This window comes from Pseudomonas sp. B7(2017) (genome assembly GCF_002112745.1).
Classification (GTDB): Bacteria; Pseudomonadota; Gammaproteobacteria; order Pseudomonadales; family Pseudomonadaceae; genus Aquipseudomonas; species Aquipseudomonas ekonensis.
Map to the genome: position 1 here is coordinate 96,150 of NZ_NEIP01000007.1, position 20,058 is coordinate 116,207.

General features: G+C 67.7%; 21 protein-coding genes. 13 read left to right on the forward strand and 8 right to left on the reverse strand.

The genetic code is table 11. The features are described 5' to 3' along the window. Positions 1-15: 15 nt before the first annotated feature. Positions 16-660 carry a hypothetical protein gene (locus tag CAG29_RS15370; protein ID WP_256576790.1) on the forward strand — a complete coding sequence of 215 codons (645 nt, stop codon included), beginning with the start codon at positions 16-18 and terminating at the stop codon, positions 658-660. A gap of 65 nt (positions 661-725) precedes the next feature. After that, on the forward strand, positions 726-1,388 hold the full coding sequence (locus tag CAG29_RS15375; protein WP_085694719.1) for a phosphoribosyltransferase: 663 nt from the start codon (positions 726-728) through the stop codon (positions 1,386-1,388). Positions 1,389-1,423: 35 nt separating this feature from the next. Here the strand turns inward: CAG29_RS15375 and CAG29_RS15380 are convergent, their stop codons facing one another. After that, complete coding sequence (locus tag CAG29_RS15380) at positions 1,424-2,791, reverse strand: erythromycin esterase family protein (RefSeq protein WP_085694720.1); 1,368 nt, start codon at positions 2,789-2,791, stop codon at positions 1,424-1,426. A 91-nt stretch (positions 2,792-2,882) separates the two neighbouring features. Beyond that, complete coding sequence (locus CAG29_RS15385) at positions 2,883-3,452, reverse strand: GNAT family N-acetyltransferase (RefSeq protein WP_085632573.1); 570 nt, start codon at positions 3,450-3,452, stop codon at positions 2,883-2,885. A gap of 177 nt (positions 3,453-3,629) precedes the next feature. Between CAG29_RS15385 and CAG29_RS15390 the strand changes: the two genes are divergently transcribed. Further along, positions 3,630-4,361 (forward strand): helix-turn-helix domain-containing protein, encoded by a 732-nt coding sequence (locus CAG29_RS15390; protein WP_085694721.1) that lies wholly within the window; start codon positions 3,630-3,632, stop codon positions 4,359-4,361. Here CAG29_RS15390 and CAG29_RS15395 read toward each other — a convergent pair. Beyond that, positions 4,336-5,019: a hypothetical protein gene (locus CAG29_RS15395; protein ID WP_256576791.1), complete on the reverse strand. Its 684-nt coding sequence runs from the start codon at positions 5,017-5,019 to the stop codon at positions 4,336-4,338. The genes CAG29_RS15390 and CAG29_RS15395 overlap by 26 nt on opposite strands. Positions 5,020-5,245: 226 nt before the next feature. On the opposite strand from CAG29_RS15395, the gene CAG29_RS15400 reads away from it, so the two are divergent. From CAG29_RS15400 to CAG29_RS15410, 3 genes are all read left to right on the forward strand, one after another. Continuing rightward, positions 5,246-5,806 (forward strand): Hsp20/alpha crystallin family protein, encoded by a 561-nt coding sequence (locus tag CAG29_RS15400; protein WP_085583213.1) that lies wholly within the window; start codon positions 5,246-5,248, stop codon positions 5,804-5,806. 62 nt (positions 5,807-5,868) lie between these two features. Further along, entirely contained in the window at positions 5,869-6,339 is a 471-nt protein-coding gene (locus CAG29_RS15405) for a CBS domain-containing protein (RefSeq protein ID WP_085583295.1), read from the forward strand. A 38-nt stretch (positions 6,340-6,377) separates the two neighbouring features. Continuing rightward, positions 6,378-8,753, forward strand: coding sequence for a phosphoketolase (locus CAG29_RS15410; protein WP_085694723.1), 2,376 nt, complete (start codon positions 6,378-6,380; stop codon positions 8,751-8,753). Positions 8,754-8,760: 7 nt separating this feature from the next. On the opposite strand, the gene CAG29_RS15415 is transcribed toward CAG29_RS15410, so the two are convergent. The 3 genes from CAG29_RS15415 to CAG29_RS15425 are packed head-to-tail and all read right to left on the reverse strand — an operon-like array spanning position 8,761 to position 11,728. Continuing rightward, entirely contained in the window at positions 8,761-9,186 is a 426-nt protein-coding gene (locus CAG29_RS15415; protein WP_085694724.1) for a potassium channel family protein, read from the reverse strand. A 28-nt stretch (positions 9,187-9,214) separates the two neighbouring features. Then, positions 9,215-11,053: an ATP-dependent zinc metalloprotease FtsH gene (gene ftsH, locus CAG29_RS15420; RefSeq protein ID WP_085583207.1), complete on the reverse strand. Its 1,839-nt coding sequence runs from the start codon at positions 11,051-11,053 to the stop codon at positions 9,215-9,217. Positions 11,054-11,080: 27 nt separating this feature from the next. Further along, on the reverse strand, positions 11,081-11,728 hold the full coding sequence (locus tag CAG29_RS15425) for a BON domain-containing protein (RefSeq protein WP_085694725.1): 648 nt from the start codon (positions 11,726-11,728) through the stop codon (positions 11,081-11,083). A gap of 188 nt (positions 11,729-11,916) precedes the next feature. On the opposite strand from CAG29_RS15425, the gene CAG29_RS15430 reads away from it, so the two are divergent. The 3 genes from CAG29_RS15430 (at position 11,917) to CAG29_RS15440 (ending at position 13,977) form a co-directional block, all read left to right on the forward strand. Continuing rightward, complete coding sequence (locus tag CAG29_RS15430) at positions 11,917-12,168, forward strand: hypothetical protein (protein WP_085583203.1); 252 nt, start codon at positions 11,917-11,919, stop codon at positions 12,166-12,168. Positions 12,169-12,337: 169 nt separating this feature from the next. Further along, the gene (locus tag CAG29_RS15435) at positions 12,338-13,228 is read left to right on the forward strand and encodes a universal stress protein (protein WP_085583201.1); all 891 of its coding nucleotides are present in this window, start codon (positions 12,338-12,340) and stop codon (positions 13,226-13,228) included. 257 nt (positions 13,229-13,485) lie between these two features. Next, positions 13,486-13,977, forward strand: a complete 492-nt coding sequence (locus CAG29_RS15440) for a BCAM0308 family protein (RefSeq protein WP_085583199.1) — start codon at positions 13,486-13,488, stop codon at positions 13,975-13,977. 53 nt (positions 13,978-14,030) lie between these two features. Here the strand turns inward: CAG29_RS15440 and CAG29_RS15445 are convergent, their stop codons facing one another. Continuing rightward, positions 14,031-14,927: a universal stress protein gene (locus tag CAG29_RS15445; RefSeq protein WP_085694726.1), complete on the reverse strand. Its 897-nt coding sequence runs from the start codon at positions 14,925-14,927 to the stop codon at positions 14,031-14,033. An 88-nt stretch (positions 14,928-15,015) separates the two neighbouring features. After that, positions 15,016-15,576 (reverse strand): phosphoribosyltransferase family protein, encoded by a 561-nt coding sequence (locus CAG29_RS15450; RefSeq protein WP_085583195.1) that lies wholly within the window; start codon positions 15,574-15,576, stop codon positions 15,016-15,018. 138 nt (positions 15,577-15,714) lie between these two features. Between CAG29_RS15450 and CAG29_RS15455 the strand changes: the two genes are divergently transcribed. Genes CAG29_RS15455 through CAG29_RS15470 form a run of 4 tightly spaced genes read left to right on the forward strand, consistent with a single transcriptional unit; the run spans position 15,715 to position 19,920 of the window. After that, positions 15,715-16,434 (forward strand): ABC transporter ATP-binding protein, encoded by a 720-nt coding sequence (locus CAG29_RS15455; RefSeq protein WP_085694727.1) that lies wholly within the window; start codon positions 15,715-15,717, stop codon positions 16,432-16,434. Continuing rightward, positions 16,431-17,321, forward strand: coding sequence for a biotin/lipoyl-binding protein (locus tag CAG29_RS15460; protein ID WP_085694728.1), 891 nt, complete (start codon positions 16,431-16,433; stop codon positions 17,319-17,321). The genes CAG29_RS15455 and CAG29_RS15460 overlap by 4 nt, the downstream gene beginning before the upstream one ends. Next, entirely contained in the window at positions 17,318-18,781 is a 1,464-nt protein-coding gene (locus tag CAG29_RS15465; protein ID WP_085694729.1) for an efflux transporter outer membrane subunit, read from the forward strand. Before CAG29_RS15460 ends, CAG29_RS15465 begins: the two co-directional genes overlap by 4 nt. Then, positions 18,778-19,920 (forward strand): ABC transporter permease, encoded by a 1,143-nt coding sequence (locus CAG29_RS15470; RefSeq protein WP_085694730.1) that lies wholly within the window; start codon positions 18,778-18,780, stop codon positions 19,918-19,920. Before CAG29_RS15465 ends, CAG29_RS15470 begins: the two co-directional genes overlap by 4 nt. Positions 19,921-20,058: the final 138 nt, after the last annotated feature.

Genomic DNA, 20,058 nt, shown 5'->3' on the forward strand with positions numbered 1-20,058 from the left:
GCGCGGGAGGTTCACATGGAAACGCAGGCAAGGGCCAGACTGCGGGCCTGGAGGCACCGACCCAAGGGCAGCCTGGGATGGATCGTGGCCATCGTCGCGTTGCTGGTCGCGGCCGCCGCCTATCGGACGCTCAGCCCGACCTGGCGCTTGCCCATGCAGGATCCGGCGGTGCTGCTGTCCTTGCTGGCCTTGAGCGTCGCCCTGGGCTGGGCGGTGCAGCGTGGGGTGAAGCGCACCGTGGCACGGACGATCTTCGACGGGCAGGGCAGCGGCTGGCAGGCCAGGCTTGGCTTCATTCGGTCGGTCACCCGGGAGTCGAACATCGCGTTGGGTGTGCTGGTGCTGCTGGCGGTGGTCGGCGGGGGCACCCTGTGGCTGGCAGGCCGCTCGGTGGCGCGTATCGTGGACAACTGCGAGGCCAATCTGCAGGCCCAGGTGCAGACCCCCGTCGACGGACAGCTCACCGCGCTGGTCGGCAAACCGGTGTGCACCTGCCTTGCGCAGACGTTCCTCGACCGCAACGGGGTGCTGCGCCTGGCGCTGTTCGGCACGCCGCTGCGTGAGGTCAGCGGCTTCAAGGCCCTGATGCCGGCGGATGAGCGGCGTTGCCTGACGCAGTACGACCTGCTGCTGGAAGAGTCCGGCGCGGACGAACCGTGAAGGGCTCGGCACGCCTGACCGTCCGTTGAACGATGCGCTCCCGTCGGTGCGCAGGAGGCGTTCCCATGTCACAGATCCCCGTGTTGAAAAACCGGTTTCTCGACCGCAGCGAGGCCGGGCGGCGCCTGGTCGAGCCGCTGAGCCGCTATGGCGCAAGGCCCGACGTGATCGTGCTGGGGTTGCCCCGCGGCGGCGTGCCCGTCGCCTGCGAAGTCGCGTCCGCCCTCCAGGTGCGCCTGGACGTGCTGGTGGTGCGCAAGCTCGGCGCACCGGGCCATCCCGAGTACGCCATGGGCGCCATCGCCGGGGGCGGCGTGCAGATCCTCAACGACGATGCACTGCGCACCTTCAAGGTCGACCGGGACGCGTTCGCCGCCGTGCTGGACCGGGAGACCCGCGAACTGGCCCGCCGGGAGCAGGCCTACCGCGCAGGCCGCCCGCCGCTGAACCTCAAGGACCAGGTGGTGATCCTCATCGATGACGGCCTGGCGACCGGCGCCTCGATGCTGGCGGCCGTCGAGGCCGTTCGCCGGCAAGGGCCTGCGCGCCTGGTGGTCGCGGTGCCGGTGGCGCCGCCGGACACCCTGGAAGCGTTGCGCAACGAGGTGGACGAGGTGGTCTGCCCGTTGGTGCCCGAACGGATGGTCTCGGTCGGCTACTGGTATGAAGACTTTCCCCAGACCTCCGATGAGGAGGTCGTCGCGTTGATGCAGCAGGCCGGGGCCTGAAGCCCTCGCGGCCTTGAGGCCGGCCGGCGGTCGCGTCAGACGCCGAACGGATAGGTGTCGTCCTCGGGTTCCATCTGTTCCCGTTGCGGCAGGGGCAGGGCGGCGACAGGCCGGGTCTGCTCGAACCAGACCAAGGCGTCGAACTGCTCGGCCAGCGCGGCTTCGAAATAGTGGCTGAGGCGTTCGCTGTCCGGCCGGTAGATCACCCCGATCGCCCGCTCCAGCAGCGTCGTGGACAAGGCCCGGCGCAGCTCCTGGCGCTGCGGGTCGCGCCAGTCGGTGAGCGAGACGGGCACGCCGGCCAGGCGGAACTGGTGCTCCCAGCTGTCGGGCCGGGCGGGCCGGATGTCCTTGATCCGCATGTCGCCGTCCCAGTCATCGGCGGCGGCCACCTGGCCGCGGTCGGTGGCCATGCCGATCAGCACGGCGTCGCGGCCGAAGGCGTTGCGGCACAGTTGGCCGATGTTGAACTGGCCCTTCCAGCCCATCTCCGTGGCGCCGGCATTGCCGATGTGCGAATTGTGCGCCCAGACCACGGCCTTGGCGTCGGGGCCGCGGTGCTCCAGCAGCGAGCGCAGGGTCTCGAACATGTGCCGGTCGCGCAGGTTCCACGAGGCGGTCGAGCCGCGGTAGATGGCGCGGTAGTACTGTTCGGCGGCGATGATCACCCGGGCGTTCCGGGTCGCGTTGAAAAACGCCTCGTCGTTGCGGATGAGGCCGCCGAGCTGTTCGGCCAGCATCACGTTCAATTGCTCGATCACGGGCTGTTCGCAAGGCATCACGCCGCCGCGTTCGACGAAATGGCCGTACAGGGCCGGGTCGTCCTGCCAGGGGGTGAGGCAGCCGTAGCGCCGTCGGGCCTCACGGGCCAGGTGCGGGTCGGCCCGGTCCAGGTAGGCCAGCACCTCGTGGATGGAGTTGCGCAGGCTGTAGACGTCCAGCCCGCGGAACTCCACGCGCCGGTCGTTGGCCAGTGCATGGTTGTGTCCGTGCAGCCAATGGGCGAAGGCCTTGACCTCGCTGTTGCGCCACATCCAGGTGGGGAAGCGGCTGAAGATGTGGCGCTTCCAGGCCGTATGGGCCAGGCCCCGGACATACTGGTCGACATGGCCGGCGTCGGGCCAGTCGGCTTCGACGGCGATGATGTGGAAGCCATGCCGCTCGATCAGCCGCCGGGTGATGGCCGCCCGGGCGCGGTAGAACTCGCTGCTGCCGTGGCTCGCTTCGCCCAGCAGCACGACGCGGGCGTCGGCGTAGCGGTCGAACAGGTCGGCGAAGGCCGGCGAGTCGGGATCGGGCAGTGGCTCGGCATATTGGCGCAACAGGGGCGCGATCTCGGCGGCGTCGACCTGATGCGGTTTGCCGTAGAGCCTTTCCATCAGTTTCTGCGAAGGACCGTTCATGGGGGCATCCTCCTTCAGGGGGGGCGCGAATGCGCCCTGGCGCGGTCCTGGAGGGCAAGCGCTCCGGAGCGCGCCAGGGCGAGGCCAGGGATCAGGCCAGCGCGAGGCGGTGGATGACCTGGCTGGGGTTGTCCGGGTCGGTGGCCGTGCTGAACCCGGCGGCCTTGGCCAGATCGCGCATCGGGTGATTGGCGGCGGCATCGATCGAATACATCTGCCGGAAGCCTTTGGCCCTGGCGTGGTCGGTCAGGTGCTTGAGCAGCAGGCGGCCGAGGCCGTGGTGCTGCCAGCTGTCGAGCACCGTGACCGCGCATTCGCACTCATCCTTGCCGGCACCGGCGGCGTAGCGGGAGATCCCCACTTCCTGCAGCTCACCATTCACATGGGCCAGGGCGACGAACGCCGCCTGGCGGTCCTGGTCGACCTTCATCAGTTGATCGAGCATCGCTTCGCCAGGTTCCCTGAACTGGCACAGGAAGCGGAAGTGCCGGGATTCCGGCGACAGGCGTTCGATGAAAGCCTTTTCCCGTTGCCGGTCCGCGGCCCGCAGGGGCCTGATCAGCACGTGGGTGCCGTTGTCGAGGGACTCGATCCAGTGCTCGCCCGCAGGCGTCGGGAACGCAGGGATGGAAGGTTGAAGACCGGTATCGGCGGGAGCCATGGCAATGTCCTCGTGTGTCGGAATGAACAGGGCCAGTTTCGGTGCCTGTTCCCCCACCGACTTGACCTTCGTCAAACCCTCGCGCGCCGGGCCTGACCCTTGGTCGGAATGCCCGGAAACATGGGCCCGAGGGGCTAATGTGAAAGAACGCCCGCACATCAAAGCGGAGGCATTGCCATGTCAGGCATTTCCGACACGGGTGCAAGGCCCCATGTGAAGTGCCTTGCCTGCTCCTTGAGCCGGCTCTGCCTGCCCGCCAGCCTCAGCGCCGAGGAAGTGGACAGGCTGGAGCGGATCGTCCGCCGCAACCGGCCCCTGAAGCGCGGGCAATACCTGTTCAAGGCCGATGAACCCATGGAGCATGTGTTCGCCCTGCGCTCAGGGACCGTCAAGAGTCACCTGCTCGATGCCGAAGGCAACGAGCGCATCACCGGTTTCGTCCTGCCGGGGGAAATGCTCGGGCTGGACGCCATCGGCGCCAGTCATTACCGCAGCTACGCCGTGGCGCTGGACATCTCGCTGGTCTGCTCGATCAGGCTGGATCAATTGGTCGACCTGTCCGGCCACATCCCCGGCCTGCGCTACCAACTGCTGCACATGCTCAGCCTGGGGATCCAGGGCAAGGACGACCACCTGCGCTGCTGCCACGGACGGGCCGACCAACGGCTGTCGATCTTCCTGTTGGGCATGTCGACGCGCTACCACGCCCGGGGGCTGCGGGCGGACATCTTCACTCTGCCCATGTCGCGCGGCGACATCGCCAACTACCTCGACCTGACCCTGGAAACCGTCAGCCGGGCCTTCACCCGGTTCGTCCAGGCCGGGCTCATCCGCTGCGCCGGCCGTGAAGTGACGTTGGTCGACGAGCAGGGCCTGATCGACCTCAGCCATCTGGAGGAACCCACTTGAGCATCGCCAGCACCCGGTCATAACGCTGCACCGGCCCGGCCCACGTGGGGCGCTGCACCTGATCCGGCCGCAGCCAGATACGCTGCGGCGACACCCCCTTTCGCCAACACAGGCGCGCGGCCTGGCGGGCCACCTGCGACGGCGCGCAGCAGAACACCGTGTCCGGCCTGTAAGTGTCCAGCAGGTGGATCAGTTGCAGCCATCCGCTGCTGCTGGTGCGCGGCACGCGAGGCAGCGCCGAGAACCACGTCTTGCATTCGTCGGGCAGTTTCCCGGGAGCGAAGCCATCGTGCAGCAGCCGCAGTTGCAGCGCAGGCAGCCAGCAGCGCACCTCATCCAGCGCGCCGAGCAGCGTCAGCACCCCTTCGCCCCGGGCGATGGCCAACAGCCGCGTGCTCTGCAAGGGGAGCGGCCAGGCGCTGCCCAGCGGGCCGGAATAGGCCAGCCGCTCACCCGGCCGCGCCAGCGGTCGGGCCGCGTGGACGGTCACGATGAACCGTCCGGTCGCGCCCGGCAGGCTCACATAACTGCAAGGCCAGCGCTGCCGGCCGTCGCCCAGCAAGCAATATTGCCCCGCCATCGGTTCGGCGGTGGGCAGGCCGCCAAGCGCCAAGCGTAGGCATTGCTGGATGCCCGGCCCCGATGACGTCTGCAGCACGCGGACGGATCCGCTGTCTTCCCGATCCATAGACACCTCGCCGCTCGCCGGGGGTTGACCACGGTTCGTCCAGCCTAGGCGCATGCCTGGGCCTGACTTTGATCGCGATCAAGTTACGGGGCGGGCGCAGCGTTGCGCAGGTTGATAAAGATCAAACGGGGCGGGTGAGCGCCGCGCAAGATCGAAGCGTCTCCCAGGGAGGCATCACTCAAACGAGGAGGTCGTCATGTCCGAAGCAGCCAAAAAAGTCCCTGTCACCCCCGTTGCCGCCCAGCCAGCCAAAGCGTCGCCGCCCGGCGTCGAAGCCCCGGACCTGTGGCGGCCGTTCCAGCAGTTGCGGCGCCAGATCGACAGTCTGTTCGATGATTTCGGGCGGCGTCCGATGCGCATGCCGTTCAGCCATACGCCGTTCGATCTCGAACCCTTCTGGCGGCGAGACCTGTTCTCCCACGGCATGCCGGCGATGGACATCAGCGAACTGGCCGAGGAATACCGCATCAGCGCCGAATTGCCTGGCGTGGACGACAAGGACATCGAAATCAAGCTCGCCAACGGCAACCTGGTGATCCGTGGCGAGAAGCAAGAAGAAGTCGACGAAAAGCGCAAGGAGTACCACCTGTCCGAGCGGCATTACGGCAGCTTCGAACGGGTCTTCCAACTGCCCCGCGAAGTCGACGCCGAGAAGATCAATGCCCAGTTCGCCAAGGGGGTGTTGCTGGTGCACCTGCCCAAACGCGCCGAGGCCATCCATCCGGAAAAAGTGATCCCGATCAAAGGCGGCAAATGACCGGCGCGTCATACCGTTCCAGGAGCAGGGAGGCTCCGCCCCTTCAACCCGAGGTGAACTTCATGTCCATTGGCAAATACTGCAACCGGGATGTGGTCGTGGCCCCGCCCGGCATTTCCATCTACGCCGCCGCGCGCATGATGAGCCAGTACCACGTCGGCGATCTGGTGCTCGTCGAGCCCGTCGACCGCGAGCACGATGTCTTCCGGCCGGTCGGCCTGATCACAGACCGGGACCTGGCCTTGCGGATCGTGGCGCGCAACCCGCCGGACCAGGACGAACTGAGGGCGGTCGACGTGCTGCCCCGGTCGCTGATCACGGCCAACCAGAACGAGGATCTGTTCGACGTCATCCTGAACATGCGCCGCGCCAACATCCGGCGGATCCCCGTGGTGGACGACTTCGGCCTGCTGGTGGGGATCGCCACGGCGGACGATCTGGTGGCCTTGCTGTCCGACCGCCTGCACGAACTGACCTTGCTGATCCGCCAACAGAGCCTGCGAGAGGAAGACATCCGCGCCGAAGACATCTGAACGCGGCCGCGCCGAGGCCATCACCCGAGGGGGCGATCATGAGCGATTATCCGGGCACCGAGGAACTGGAGGGGCTGGATGCCTACTGGCGGGCGGCCAACTACCTCACGGTGGGGCAGATCTACCTGCAGGCCAACCCGCTGCTGGCCAGCCCGCTGCAACTGGCCGACATCAAGCCCCGGCTGTTGGGGCATTGGGGGACTTCGCCGGGCCTCAACCTGATCTACACGCACCTGAACCGGCTCATCCGCCAGCACGACCTCAACGTGCTGTTCGTCGCGGGGCCCGGCCATGGCGGGCCGGCCATGGTGGCCCAGGCCTACCTCGACGGCACCTACACCGAGCTCAATCCGGCGGTGTCGCGGGACGCCCAGGGGATGGCCCGGCTTTTCCGCCAGTTCTCCTGGCCCTACGGTATCGGCAGCCACGTCGGCCCCCATGTTCCCGGCTCGATCCATGAGGGCGGCGAACTGGGCTACTCCCTGGTTCACGCCTACGGGGCCGCGCTGGACAACCCCCAGTTGCTGGTCGCCTGTGTGATCGGCGACGGCGAGGCGGAGACCGGTGCGCTGGCGGCGAGCTGGCACTGTAACAAGTTCCTCAATCCGGCAGGCGACGGGGCGGTGCTGCCGATCCTGCACCTCAACGGCTACAAGATCGCCAACCCCACCGTGCTCTCCAGGATCAGCGAGGACGAACTCACCAGCCTGATGTGCGGCTATGGCTACGACCCTTATTTCGTCGAAGGCGACGAACCCATGGAGGTGCACCGGGCGTTGTCCCGCACCCTGGAGGTGATCTACGACAAGATCTGCCGCATCCAGCGCCTGGCCCGTCAGGCCGAGGCCGGGGAGGGTGTCGAACGGCCGCTGTGGCCGGCGCTGATATTGCGCACCCCGAAGGGATGGACCGGGCCGACGTTCGTCGACGGGCAACGGATCGAAGGCACCTGCCGCGCCCATCAACTGCCGCTGGCGGACTTGGCCAAACCGCTGCACTTGCTGCAACTGCAGCAATGGCTGGAAAGCTACAGACCGCAAGAACTGTTCGATGCCCAAGGCGCGCTGCGGCCGGAACTGGCCGCGCTGGCTCCGTCCGGGCGGCGGCGCATGAGCGCCAACCCCCATGCCAATGGCGGCCTGACGCTGCGCGCGCTGGATCTGCCGTGCCACACCGATTATTGCGTGCAGATGGACGGCCCCGGCCAGGTGCGGGCCGAAGCGACCCGGGTGCTGGGCGGCTACCTGCGCGATGTCATGAAAAACAGCGCTGTGTCGCGCAACTTCCGCCTGTTCGGGCCGGACGAAACGGCGTCGAACCGCCTGGACGCGGTGTTCGAGGCCACCGACAAGGTCTGGCTCGACCCGCACGGTAGCGACGACGCTCATCTCGGCGCGCAGGGCCGGGTGATGGAGATTCTCAGCGAGCACCTGTGCGAGGGATGGCTCGAAGGCTACCTGCTGACCGGCCGCCATGGCCTGTTCTCGTGCTACGAAGCGTTCATCCATATCGTCGATTCGATGGTCAACCAGCACGCCAAGTGGCTGAAGACCGCCGCCGAGGTGCCGTGGCGCAAGCCGGTCGCGTCGCTGAACATCCTGTTGACGTCCCACGTGTGGCGCCAGGACCATAACGGCTTCTCTCACCAGGATCCGGGCTTTCTCGACCTGTTGGCCAACAAGAAGGCCGACGTGGCGCGGATCTACCTGCCGCCGGACGCCAACTGCCTGCTGTCGGTGGCGGACCATTGCCTGCGCAGCCGCGGCTACATCAACGTGGTCGTCGCCGGCAAGCAGCGCGAATGGCAATGGCTCGACGGCGAGGCGGCGGCCTTGCACTGCCAGGCCGGCATCGGCCGCTGGGCCTGGGCCGGCCATGAAGATGACCATCCCGAGGTGATCCTCGCCTGCGCCGGCGACGTGCCGACGCTGGAGACGCTGGCGGCGGTGACGCTGCTGCGCGAGTGCGCCGCCGACTTGCGGATCCGGGTGGTGAACGTGGTCGACCTGATGGCCTTGCAGTCGGCGCAACAGCATCCCCACGGCTTGCCGGACAGCGAGTTCGAGGCGCTGTTCACCGCGGACCGCCCGGTGATCTTCGCCTTCCACGGCTACCCGGCGTTGATCCACCGGATGATCTACAGGCGCGCCAATCCGGAACGGTTCCATGTGCGCGGCTTCCGTGAGGAAGGCGCCACCACCACGCCTTTCGACATGGCGGTCATCAACAACCTGGACCGCTACCAACTGCTGCTGGACGTGTTCGAGCGCGTGCCGCGCCTGCAGCCGCAGGCCGAACAGGCGCGCAGCCGCTACTGGTCGATGATGGAGCGGCACAAGCTGCACCTGATCGGGCACGGCGAGGACCTGCCGGAGGTCGCGCAGTGGCGCTGGAGCGCACGCCCAGGCCGGTGAACCGGCGTTACTTGGCCTTCCAGTACTTCTGCATTTCCAGGAACAGGAACGAGGCGGTCCAGGTGATCAGCACCAGGCCCGTCAGTGCCTGCAGGCCGGTCAGGTACTTGAGGTGGCCGGTGGGGGCGATGTCGCCGAAGTCGATGGTGGTGTAGGTGGTGAAGGAAAAGTACACGCAGTCGAGCAGGCTGCCGTCGAAATTGCCGCTCAGCGTGCCCCAGCCTTCGGCGTGCGCCATCAGGTAGTACACCAGGGCGAAGCACCAGACTTCGATGGCATGGGCCAGCAACGCGCCGAACACCCCCACCACGATCCGGAACCGGGCCCAGAGCTTGAGGCGCGGCAGCCAGTCGTTCAGGCGCAGCAGGCATTCGTAGTGGATCACCACCACCAGGATCACCACGAGCGTGTTGATCAGCGTGACGGTCAGCATGGTCGGTGCCCCGGGCAGGATCGGTCGGTCATCTGGCTTCGTTCACCAGCGTGCAGGCGGCCGGTTCGCCGGCCTGGGGCAGCAGCGCCGGAAACTCTTCGGGGGTGATGGTTTCCCGGGCGAGCAGCAGGCGGGCCCCGGCGTCGAGATCCTGCCGCCGCTGCTCCAGCAGCGCACGGGCGCGGCCGTAGGCCTCATCGAGCAAGTGGCGGATGCCCAGGTCGACTTCACGGGCGGTCTGTTCGGAATAGTCCTTGTGCTCCTGCTGCATGACCGCGTCGCCGAGGTAGCGGGTCGATTGCCGCTCCAGCACCGCCTGACCCAGTTCCGCGCTCATGCCGAAGCGGGTGATCAACTGCCGGGCGATGTCGGTGGCGCGTCCCAGGTCGTCGGCGGCCCCGGTCGAGACCTGGCCGAACGCCAGGCTTTCGGCGGCGCGCCCGGCCATCAGCACGGCGATGCGGTCGCGCAGCATCTGCGCGCTGATCAGGAAGCGGTCGTCCGTGGGCCGTTGCAGGGTGTAGCCCAGCGAGCCGGCGGCCCGGGGAATGATCGACACCTTGTGCACCGGATCCATCGCCGGCAGGCTGCTGGCCGCCAGGGCATGCCCCATTTCGTGGTAGGCGACCACCCGGCGCTCGTCCTCGCGCAGGACATTGCCCTTGCGCTCCACGCCCGCGACCAGGCGTTCGAGCGCCGCAGTGAAGTCCGGCAGTTCGACCTGCTGGCTGTTGCGGCGGGTGGCGATGATGGCGGCCTCGTTGACCAGGTTGGCCAGGTCGGCGCCGGTCAGGCCGGGGGTGATCGCGGCGATGCGTTCGCAGTCGAGGCCGTTCTGGCTGAGGATCTTTTTCAGGTGGACCTTCAGGATCGCCAGGCGACCCTTGCGGTCGGGCCGGTCGATCAGGATCTGCCGGTCGAACCGACCGGCGCGCAGCAGCGCCGGATCCAGCACCTCGGGCCGGTTGGTCGCGGCCAGGAGCACCACGCCTTCGCGGGGATCGAAGCCGTCGAGCTCGGCCAGCAACTGGTTCAGCGTCTGCTCTTTCTCGTCGTTGCCGCCGAGGTTGCCGAGCCCGCGCATCTTGCCCAGCGCGTCCAGCTCGTCGATGAAGATGATGCAGGGCGCCGCCAGCCTGGCTTGTTCGAAGAGATCGCGGACCCGCGCGGCGCCCACGCCGACGAACATTTCCACGAATTCCGAGCCGGAGATCGAGAAGAAGGGCACCCCGGCTTCGCCGGCGATGGCCTTGGCGACCAGGGTCTTGCCGGTGCCCGGCGGCCCGACCAGCAAGGTGCCTTTGGGCACATGGGCGCCGAGGCGGCCATACCAGGCCTGGTCCTTGAGGAACGACACGATCTCGGTCAGCTCGTCCTTGACGTCGTCCAGGCCGGCCACGTCGGCGAAGGTGACCTTGATGTCGCGCTCCACGTACACCCGCGCTCGGGATTTGCCGACATTCATCAGTCCGCCCAGGCCGCGCCTTTCGCCCGGCCCGCGCAGCAGGAAATACCACAGCACCAACATCACCAGCAGCGGCAACAGCCCGATCAGGGCGGACAGGACGCTGTCCTCGGCCACTCCGCTGAAGGCCACGCCCGAGTGCGCGAGCTGCCCGCTCAACGCCGGATCCACCCGGACCGTGGAGAACTGCGTGCGCCCGTCTACGGGTTCCTGCAACCGCCCGACGATGCGGTCGCGCTCGATCCGCAAGTCGCTGACCTTCTGCAGATCCAGCAACTGCAGGAACTGGCTGTAGGCAATGACCTGCTCGGCCTGGCGGTTGAACAGGCCGAGCTGGACGGCCACGAGCAGCGACACCCCGATCACCGCCAGATAAAGCTTCCAGGGTTGATCCTTGTTCATGGCCGGGCCTCCCGGTGACCTGCCGGATCAGGCGATCAGCAGGAAGTCTTCGACCTTGCTCACGCCGGGCACCGCCCAGGCCGCGCGCTCGACCATTTCGCGCTCGCGCATCAGGTGCACCTTGCCTTCGAGCCGGACCACGCTGCCGTTGACGGTGACGCGAATGCCGTCGGCCTCGATTTCGGCGCTGCGTTTGAGCGCATCCTCGATGTGGCGCTTGATGTCGACCGCATCGGCGCGGGCCTTCAGGGTGATGCGGTTGTGCACGCGCACCACGCCGGACAGGTGCCACACCGCCTGCTCGATCACTTCTTTCTGATATTGCCAGTCCAGTTCGCCTTCCAGGGTCACTGTGCCCTTGTGCACGGTGACCTGGATGCCTTCCACATTGGCGTCCGAGCTCCAGGCGATGATTTTCAGGGCGCGGGCGGCAATCGTGTCGTCCGCGGTGCCTTCGAGCCTGTTCAGCCGCACTTCGATTTCCTCGGCCAGGCCGCGCACGCCTTTCATGGCCTTGACCGTGCGTTCGGCGCTGACTTTCTGGGCGTAGCTGTCGACATGGCCGGACAGGGTGACGACGCCATCCTGTACCGTCACGCCGATGCTCGCGGCGTGGATGTCGGGTTGAAACTGCAGCTCTTCGAGCACCAGGTCGCGCAAGTCGAGGTCGTTCATGAGGGTCTCCGCTATCGGGTTCAAAGGCGGGCCGGATCGCCCGGGGACTTTGTTTTTACGCCCGGGCGCGGCAGCGCGATTGACAAAGGTCAAACTCCGCGGGCACCGGGCCGATTGATAAATGTCAGGCCCCGCCCGGTGCCGGCGCCGATACTCGGGTCATCTTGGGCATGCACGGAGACACGGCCATGCAACGCTTGCTGTGGGTGGGACTGTCGGGGCTGCTGCTGGCGGCGGCCTCGGGATGCACGCCTTGGCGTGCGCAGGAATACGACGCGCGCCTGGAGTCGGCGGAGGACAACGCGGCCACCGCCCGGCTGCGCGCCGATCAGGTGTGCTACCGCCTCGACCGGGTCGAGCGGACCGCCGACGAGGCCTTGCGCAGGGCGGACGACGCCCAGGCGCAGGTGCGGCAACTGCGCCAGGCCTTGCGCAAGTAGCGCCTGCGCGCGGTTGATAAAAATCAAGCGTCAGGGCGCGCGCTGGGGGACGCTGCCAGCACCGGCCCTTTGCCCCTGACCCGCCTGCCGGGCGGTGTCCTGTCCGGCGCAAAGCGGATGCAACCGCGCAGCCTGAACGGTCAGGCGCGCCCGATCACGGGAGTCCATCATGAGCCACTATCAAACCCTGCTGCTGATCCTGAATCCGGCACTGCATCAATCCAACGCCCTGGAACAGGCCGGTGCCCTGGCCCGATCCAGTTCGGCCCATCTGCACATCGTCGGCCTGCTGGCGGCGCACGACCGGCCCAGATTGCTGGACACCGAAGAACACCAGGCCAAGCGCCAGGCGCTTCTGCAAGTCAGGCAGGCGCAGCTCGAAAAAAAAGCGGGCGCGTTGCGCGCCAAGGGCGTGGAGGTGACCGTCGAGGTGGCCTGGAGCGATGACCTGGAGGAGGACATCCTGGCGCATGCCCTGGAAATGAAGCCGGATCTGTTGCTCAAGCAAGTCGAGCGTGAACCGGCGCTCAAGCGCGCCTTCTTCACGCCGCTGGACTGGAAACTTCTGCGCCATTGTCCGATTCCGGTCTACTTGCTGGGCGCCGCCGGGCCTGCCTTGCCGCACCAGGTCCTGGCGGCGGTGGACGTGGCCGACAATACCGCCGAAGGCGAGGCACGCAACGAGGCGATCGTGCAGCAGGCCAACGCGCTGGCCCTGCAGACCGGTGCGCAGTTGGACCTGCTGCATGCCTGTGACTTGTCGGTGGCCTACATGGGCGACATGGCCTACGGCGCGTGGGCCGTCGACGACATCACCGAGCCTTTGCGCGAAGAGCTTGAGGACGACTTCAACGCACTGGCCGACCGCCACGGTGCGCCGGGCAAGCGCCGCCATTTCGTCATCGGGCGTCCGGTGCCGGTGCTGAACGACTACATCGAGGCCCACCCGGTGGACGTAATCGTCATGGGCCGGCCGGCGGCGCGGGGGCTTGAGCGCCTGTTCGGCAGCACCACCGAACACGTGCTGTACCAGGTGCCCTGCAACATCCTGGCGGTGTGAGGCGCCAGCAACGGCTCAGCCGTGCGCGGCGCCGCGCCACGGCATCGCCGTAGGCCTGGCTGCCGTGCAGGGCGAACAGTAACGCAAGCGGTTCTTTCATCAGCGTCGGCTCCGCAAGAAGTTCACGCCCGACATAGGCGCGGTGCGGCGCCCCGGTTTGACGATTATCAAGTCGGCCCTGCCTGCGGGACGGACACTGGGCAGGACGACGCAGGCCTGGGCCTGCGCCCCTCATCACCTGCACAGCGAGCACGCCCATGGATAAATTCCAGAAAAGCCGCAAGGACAAACTGTTCAAGCCGCAGCGGTTCGACCCCTACGCCACGCCGCTTCGCCCCGGCGGCAAGGCGCGTTGCCCGCAATGCGGCGCCGTTTACCATGAGGGCGAATGGCATTGGCACGCACCGGCCGAGGCCGGGGCGGTGGAATCGACGGTCTGTCCGGCATGCCGGCGCATCGAGGACCGGGCCGCTGCCGGCCAGGTCCGGGTGACGGGGCATTTCCTGGCCGGGCATGAGGCCGAGATCCGCCAGCTCATGCACAACGCCGAGCAGCAGGAGCGGCAGACGCACGTGCTGGAACGGCTGATCGACATCGACTGCCGGCCGGACGCCCTGGTGGCGACCACCACCGGCACCCACCTGGCCAATCTCATCGGCCATGAGCTCAAGGCCGCCTATGACGGCACCTGCAGCTACCGCTACAGCGACAGCGAGGTGTACCTGAGCGTCGACTGGCACCGTGACTGAAAGATGCCCGCCGGCCATGGCCCGAAGGCCGTGGCCGGCGGGCTGCGGCGCGGTCAGCCGGGGATCGCGAGAAGGCTGGAGCGGATCCTGTACAGGGTCTGTTCGGTGGTGCTGCCGATGATCTTGGCCACCCCTTCGTGGTAGAGGGTGCCCATCACCACCACATCGAAGCTGTGTTGGTCGGCGAATTCGCCGATGACGCTGCGCGCAGGGCCCTGCAACAGGTGCTGGCGCTCGGGTGCAACGCCCCAGCGGCTGCCGAACCGGGCCATGCGTTCGCGGGCGCGCCCGGAGATATCCTCGACCAGCTCTTGGGTCCAGGCCACCGGCGCGGCGGCATAGGCGACGAAGCTGCTGCTGGGCTCATAGGCCTGCAGCAGGTGCAGCGGCGCCTTGCAGCGCTGCGCCAGTGCCTGTGCCGCTTGCAGGACGCGTTCGTTGAGTGTCTCGACGGCCGGATCGTCTTCGGCCAGGTCCACCGCAGCCAGCACGCGCTCCGGCAGCCGCGGGGCGGCCTGGGCCACCAAGTGCAGCGGGAGCGGGCAGGCGCGCAGCAGGTGCCAGTCCAGCGGTGTGAGCAGGGCGCGGCTCAGGGCGGTCTCGTGGCGGATGTCCTTGATCACCATGTGCACCCGTTGCTCCCGGGCCAGGCGGATCAGGTCGTTGAGCGGGTCTTCGTCATCCACTGTTTCGGCATAGGCGTCGATGCCTTGCCCGGCCAGCGCCCGGACCTGTTCATCGAGCCAGGCGCCGCGGTGCTCAGCGTCCTGCTGGCGGGCGTGGCTGCGCAGGACCCGGTCCAGGGTCGCCAGGTGTGAGGGCAGTTGGCTCAGGGCCACCAGGTGCAGCGTGGCGCCCGTGGCCTTGGCCAGCAGTTGAGCCCGCGTCAGGGCGGGCGAGGGGTGCAGGTCCGGATGGCAGATCAGTAACAGTCGCGAAAATTCATTCATGATGGCCTCCGCCGCGATGGCCGCCTCGGTGCAGGCGCAGCGGCAGGCCCCAGCGTGACGCGACGGGCCCGGCGGGCCTTGATATTTGTCAAGGTCGGCCGTGGCGCACCACCTCCACGCAGAAGTCTGCCTCGTAGGGCGGGACGTGGCACTCGACGATGTCTTTCGCGGCGACCTGCAGGTGGATGCCGACGATGTCCGCGTGCACGGGCTGGCGGCACACATGGCGGTCCACGAGCACGGCGCTGAGCACATGCCGTGCGCCCAGCCCGGCGAGGTAGGCGCAGGTGCGCAGCAGCGAGTGTCCCTCGTAGAGCACGTCGTCGACCACCAGCAAGGACGTCTCGGCCAGGTTCAGCCGGGCCAGTTCGGGGTTCTCCGTGAGCTGCGCCTGGGCATGCAGCACGCTGAGGTCATCCGCGTAACGTTTGACCTTGACCGGGTAGAGCGGCAACGGCGGCCCGCCGGCCATTGACTGCAAGTGAGCCTGCAGACGCCGGGCCAGGGGTTCGCCGCGCCGCTGTATGCCGATCAGCGCCATCCGCGACGCGGGCATCCGGGCCAGGGCCTGGCAGGCCATTTCACGCAGGATGCGGTCGAGGTCTTCTTCATCGTACAGACGAAGCCTTGAGGGAACGGAGAGGCTCATGGGTCACCTGCCGGGGCGTGACGGTATTCGCCCTGACCTTATCCGGCCTGCCTTGGGCGGACCTGATCCAGGTCAAACCTGGCGGGTCCCGCCGGCCTACCTTGATGGCTGCGTCACAGGTCTTGCGCGGGAGGGCCCATGAGCAACCTGTCGGTCGATCGCAACGCCATGCCCGCCATCGCCGCACGCGGACTGAGCAAAGGGTTCGGGGAGGGCGCCGCGCGGGTCAAGGCCGTGGACGGTGTCGACTTCACCGCGCGGTTCGGCGAGATGGTCTATCTGGTGGGCCCCTCGGGCAGCGGCAAGACCACGCTGTTGAGCATGCTGTCCGGCATCCTGCGGCCCGACGCCGGCACCGTCGCCATCAACGGCCAGGACATCTGGAGCCTCGACGGCGAGCGTTTGGCGCAGGTGCGCCTGGCGCATTTCGGGTTCGTGTTCCAGGACTACCACCTCTTCACGCGGCTGACCTGCGCCGAGAACGTCGCGATTCCGCTGATCCTGCGGCACCGGCCCTGGAACGATGCGCTGGCGGCGGCCCGGCAATGCCTGGCGGTGGTCGGGCTGGAAGGCCGCGCCGACCTCATTCCGGCCAAGTTGTCGGGCGGCGAGCAGCAGCGGGTCGCCATCGCCCGGGCCATCGTCGGCAGCCCGAGCCTGCTGATCCTGGACGAGCCGACCGCGTCCCTCGACGGCGACACCGGCAAAATGGTCATCGCGTTCGTCAGGCAGCAGATCCTCACGGCGCACTGCTGTGTGCTGATCGTCACCCACGATGCCCGCATCGAAATGTTCGCCGACCGCGTCGTGCATATGGAAGACGGCCGGGTCATCGAGCGCGACCGGACGATGCCATGAAAAGCCCATGGCTGCAGGCGGTCGCGCTCCTGGGGGCGCTGGCCGGGTTGGAAGCGGCCTACCTGTTCGGCCGCACGCCCGAGCCGCTGCCCCCGGTCTTCCCGCCGACCAGCAGCGAGCGGGCGGCCATTTACGCCAACGGCATCGTCGAGAGCGAACAGGCCGGGGGCAGCGACATCGTGATCTTTCCCCAAGTCGCGGCGCCCGTGACGCGGATCCTGGTGCGCGAAGGACAGCCCGTGAGCCTCGGGACGCCGTTGGTGGCGCTCGATGACGCGGTGCCGCGGGCGAACCTCGAATTGGCCGAGGCCAACCTGGCGGTCGCCGCCGATCAATACGCCAAGCGGCTGGCGGCCTACCGCATGGATGCTCGGTCGATCAGCGTGGACGCCCTGGACACGGCGAAGAACCAGGCGGCGCAGGCCCGGGCGGCGCTCAAGGCATCGGCGGCCGAACTGGCGCGTTACGTGATCAAGGCGCCGGCCGAGGGAACGGTGGTGACCCTCAACGGGGCCGTGGGCAGCTACGTGTCGCCGCAAGGGGTCTACAGCCTGCACACGCAGGGGTTCACGCCGCTGGTGGTCATGACCGGCGGCCAGGAGCGCCTGGTGGTCCGCTGTTACGTCGACGAGATCCTGATCGACAAGTTGCCGCCGGCCGACCAGATGGAGGCGCAAATGGCGATCCGCGGCACCCAGACCAGGGTGCCGTTGCAGTTCTGGCGGATACAGCCCTATGTCACTCCGAAGATCGAACTGTCCAACCAGCGGCAGGAACGGGTGGACCTGAGGGTGCTGCCGGTGCTGTTCCGGTTCGAAAGCAAAGGGCTGCCGGCCATCTATCCCGGCCAGTTGGTGGACGTGTTCATCAGCCGGAAGAGGCCATGAGCACCCTGGGCCTGCGGTACGCGATCCTCTGCGGGCTGTCGCTGCTGGCCGCCTGCACGGTGGGGCCCGACTTCACGCCGCCCCAGGCCCCCGAGCGGCAGCCTTACTGGCAGGGCACCCTCGCCGACCCGCAGACGGTGCAGGGGCAGGGCCAACGGTTCGTCGCAGGCGGCGACCTGGCGTGGAACTGGTGGACGCTGTTCGGTTCGCCGCCGCTCGACGGCCTCGTCCGCCAGGCCATCGAGCGCAACCCGACCCTGGAGGCGGCGCAGGCCAGCCTGCGCCAGAGCCACGACCTGCTGCAGGCCGGGCAGGGCGTCTACTACCCGCAGGTCGGCGCCAGCCTTGCCGGCCGCCGGCAACGCGGCAGCGCCGAGCAGCCGGGGCTGGCGGTGGCGGATTCGGTCTTCAGCGTCGTGACGCTGGGGGCGACCGTCCGTTATGTGCTCGACGTGGCCGGAGGGCAGCGGCGGGCGGTCGAAGGGCTGCAGGCGCAGGCCGATCTGCAGACCTTCCGCTTGCAGGCGGCGTACCTGGCGCTGACGGGCAATGTGGTCAACACGGCGATCGCCCGCGCCGCCTACGGGGCGCAAGTGCAGGCAACGGAGCGGCTGATCGGCTTGCTGCAACAGCAGTTGAGCGTCGCCGATGCGCAAGTGCGCGGCGGCACCCTGGCGGACTCGGCGCAGGCGGGCCTGCGAAGCCTGATCGCGACCAACGAGGCGCAACTGGCCGATGTCCGCCTCCGGTTCATCGAGTCGGGGCACTTGCTGGCGAGCCTGGCGGGCGCGGCGCCGAACCAGCTGACGTTGCCCGACATCCCCCTGGACAGCTTGCGCCTGCCGCACGACCTGCCGGTGAGCCTGCCTTCGCAGCTGGTTCGCCAGCGCCCGGACATCCGCATGGCCGAAGCGCAGCTGCATCAGGCCAGCGCCGCCATCGGGGTCGCCACCGCCGCCCTGTTTCCCGGCATCGAACTGACGGGCAGCTACGGCACCGGCGGCACTTCGCTCGGTTCCTTGTTTTCGGGACGCTTCTGGTCCATCGGGCCCACCGTCGACATACCGTTGTTCCAAGGCGGGCGGTTGTGGTTCGAACGCAAGGCGGCGCTGGAGGCTTACCGGCAGGCGGACGCGGCCTATCGGCAAGTGGTGCTGAGCGCGTTCTCGCAGGTGGCGGACCTGCTCGACGCGTTGCAGCTCGATGCGCTGGCCTTGCAGAAGCGCAGCGAGGCGGCGCAGGCGGCCGACGCTGCGTTGCAGGCGCTGCAGGTCAGTTACCGGGCGGGGCTGGTGCCCTACATCGATGTGCTGGTGGCCGATGTGCAGCTGCAACAGGCTGACATCGCGTTGCTGGAGGCGACGGCCCAGCGCCGCCAGGCGACAGCGGCGCTGTTCGTGGCGCTGGGCGGTGGCGGGTGGAACGGCCCGGCGGCGCAGGCCGGCAAGGAGACGCCATGAAGTACACCGGGATACTGCGCATCGGGTTCAAGCTGCTGGTCAGCGACCGGGCGAAGTTCTCCGCCTTGCTGGTGGGCCTGACCTTTTCGGTTTTCCTGATGATGCAGATGACGGCGATGTTCGCCGGCATCCTGACCCGGGCCTACTCGACGGTCACCAATATCGGCGCGCCCATGTGGGTGATCGATCCGGCGGTGAACACGCCCACCGCGGTCATTGCGCTACCGGACTACCTGCTGGACGCCGTGCGCAGCCTGGATCAGGTGGACTATGCCGTCCCGCTGTTCGTCGGCAATGCCCAGGCCCGCCTGGCCGACGGCACCTATCAGATCGTCAGCGTCGTAGGCCTCGACGACACCAGCCTGTACGGCCGCCCGGACCTGGAGCAGGGCGCCATCGAGGCGCTCTACGCCGAGAACGGCTTTGTCATCGTGCATGACGCCGAATACGCAAAGCTCGGAAGCCCTGGCATCGGCACCGACTTCGAGCTCAACGACCACCGCGGCACCGTGGTCGGCATCGCCAAGGTGCTGACCGGCGGGCTGATCGGCGTGCCGACCCTCTACACCACCTATCGGCGGGCGATCGAATACGTGCCGACCGCCCGGTTCAAGATCTCCTACATCCTGGTCAAGCCCAGGGACGAGAAGGCGGTGGCGCGCATTCAGGAAAGCGTCGCCCGGCTGGGCTATGTGGCGCTGACCCGGGCGCAGTTCAACCAACGCATCGCAGACTTCTACATCTACCAGACCGGGGTCGGCACCAACATATTGTTGATGACGACCATCAGCTTCCTGGTCGGGTTATCCATTTCAGGGCAAATCTTCTACAGCTTCATCCTCGAGAACCTGGACAAGTTCGCGGCGCTCAAGGCGATCGGGGCGAACCCCCGGGACCTGCTCCTGATGATCCTGTACATGGCGCTCTCCACGGCCTTGACCGGTTATGGCCTGGGGGTGGGCCTGGTCACCGTGGTGATTGCGCTGGGGCGAACGTACTTGCCCAACTATGCGGCGATCATCACGTTCTGGAACCTGGGCCTGGCGTTCGGCCTGGTGCTGCTGATCGCCGGGGTGTCCAGCTACCTGGGCATCGGCAAGGTGCTGCGGGTCGAGCCTTTCGAGATCTTCCGTTCCTGAGCGCCCGGTTGCGGCCGACGGTCGGCGCGCAACGGGCGCAGCGGTTTATTCGACGATTCCTTGACCTGAGATAACTTCTGCCGGGTTTCGCCTCGCCGCGCCGCGGCCCCGGTGATAGCGTCAGGCACAGACGTTGCG

Excerpts from the sequence above, each read along its gene's own strand:
- CAG29_RS15370 (WP_256576790.1), top strand. The coding sequence starts at position 16 with ATGGAAACGCAGGCAAGGGCCAGACTGCGGGCCTGGAGGCACCGACCC.
- CAG29_RS15375 (WP_085694719.1), top strand. The coding sequence starts at position 726 with ATGTCACAGATCCCCGTGTTGAAAAACCGGTTTCTCGACCGCAGCGAG.
- CAG29_RS15380 (WP_085694720.1), bottom strand. The coding sequence starts at position 2,791 with ATGAACGGTCCTTCGCAGAAACTGATGGAAAGGCTCTACGGCAAACCG.
- CAG29_RS15385 (WP_085632573.1), bottom strand. The coding sequence starts at position 3,452 with ATGGCTCCCGCCGATACCGGTCTTCAACCTTCCATCCCTGCGTTCCCG.
- CAG29_RS15390 (WP_085694721.1), top strand. The coding sequence starts at position 3,630 with ATGTCAGGCATTTCCGACACGGGTGCAAGGCCCCATGTGAAGTGCCTT.
- CAG29_RS15400 (WP_085583213.1), top strand. The coding sequence starts at position 5,246 with ATGTCCGAAGCAGCCAAAAAAGTCCCTGTCACCCCCGTTGCCGCCCAG.
- CAG29_RS15405 (WP_085583295.1), top strand. The coding sequence starts at position 5,869 with ATGTCCATTGGCAAATACTGCAACCGGGATGTGGTCGTGGCCCCGCCC.
- CAG29_RS15410 (WP_085694723.1), top strand. The coding sequence starts at position 6,378 with ATGAGCGATTATCCGGGCACCGAGGAACTGGAGGGGCTGGATGCCTAC.
- CAG29_RS15415 (WP_085694724.1), bottom strand. The coding sequence starts at position 9,186 with ATGCTGACCGTCACGCTGATCAACACGCTCGTGGTGATCCTGGTGGTG.
- ftsH (WP_085583207.1), bottom strand. The coding sequence starts at position 11,053 with ATGAACAAGGATCAACCCTGGAAGCTTTATCTGGCGGTGATCGGGGTG.
- CAG29_RS15425 (WP_085694725.1), bottom strand. The coding sequence starts at position 11,728 with ATGAACGACCTCGACTTGCGCGACCTGGTGCTCGAAGAGCTGCAGTTT.
- CAG29_RS15430 (WP_085583203.1), top strand. The coding sequence starts at position 11,917 with ATGCAACGCTTGCTGTGGGTGGGACTGTCGGGGCTGCTGCTGGCGGCG.
- CAG29_RS15435 (WP_085583201.1), top strand. The coding sequence starts at position 12,338 with ATGAGCCACTATCAAACCCTGCTGCTGATCCTGAATCCGGCACTGCAT.
- CAG29_RS15440 (WP_085583199.1), top strand. The coding sequence starts at position 13,486 with ATGGATAAATTCCAGAAAAGCCGCAAGGACAAACTGTTCAAGCCGCAG.
- CAG29_RS15445 (WP_085694726.1), bottom strand. The coding sequence starts at position 14,927 with ATGAATGAATTTTCGCGACTGTTACTGATCTGCCATCCGGACCTGCAC.
- CAG29_RS15450 (WP_085583195.1), bottom strand. The coding sequence starts at position 15,576 with ATGAGCCTCTCCGTTCCCTCAAGGCTTCGTCTGTACGATGAAGAAGAC.
- CAG29_RS15455 (WP_085694727.1), top strand. The coding sequence starts at position 15,715 with ATGAGCAACCTGTCGGTCGATCGCAACGCCATGCCCGCCATCGCCGCA.
- CAG29_RS15460 (WP_085694728.1), top strand. The coding sequence starts at position 16,431 with ATGAAAAGCCCATGGCTGCAGGCGGTCGCGCTCCTGGGGGCGCTGGCC.
- CAG29_RS15465 (WP_085694729.1), top strand. The coding sequence starts at position 17,318 with ATGAGCACCCTGGGCCTGCGGTACGCGATCCTCTGCGGGCTGTCGCTG.
- CAG29_RS15470 (WP_085694730.1), top strand. The coding sequence starts at position 18,778 with ATGAAGTACACCGGGATACTGCGCATCGGGTTCAAGCTGCTGGTCAGC.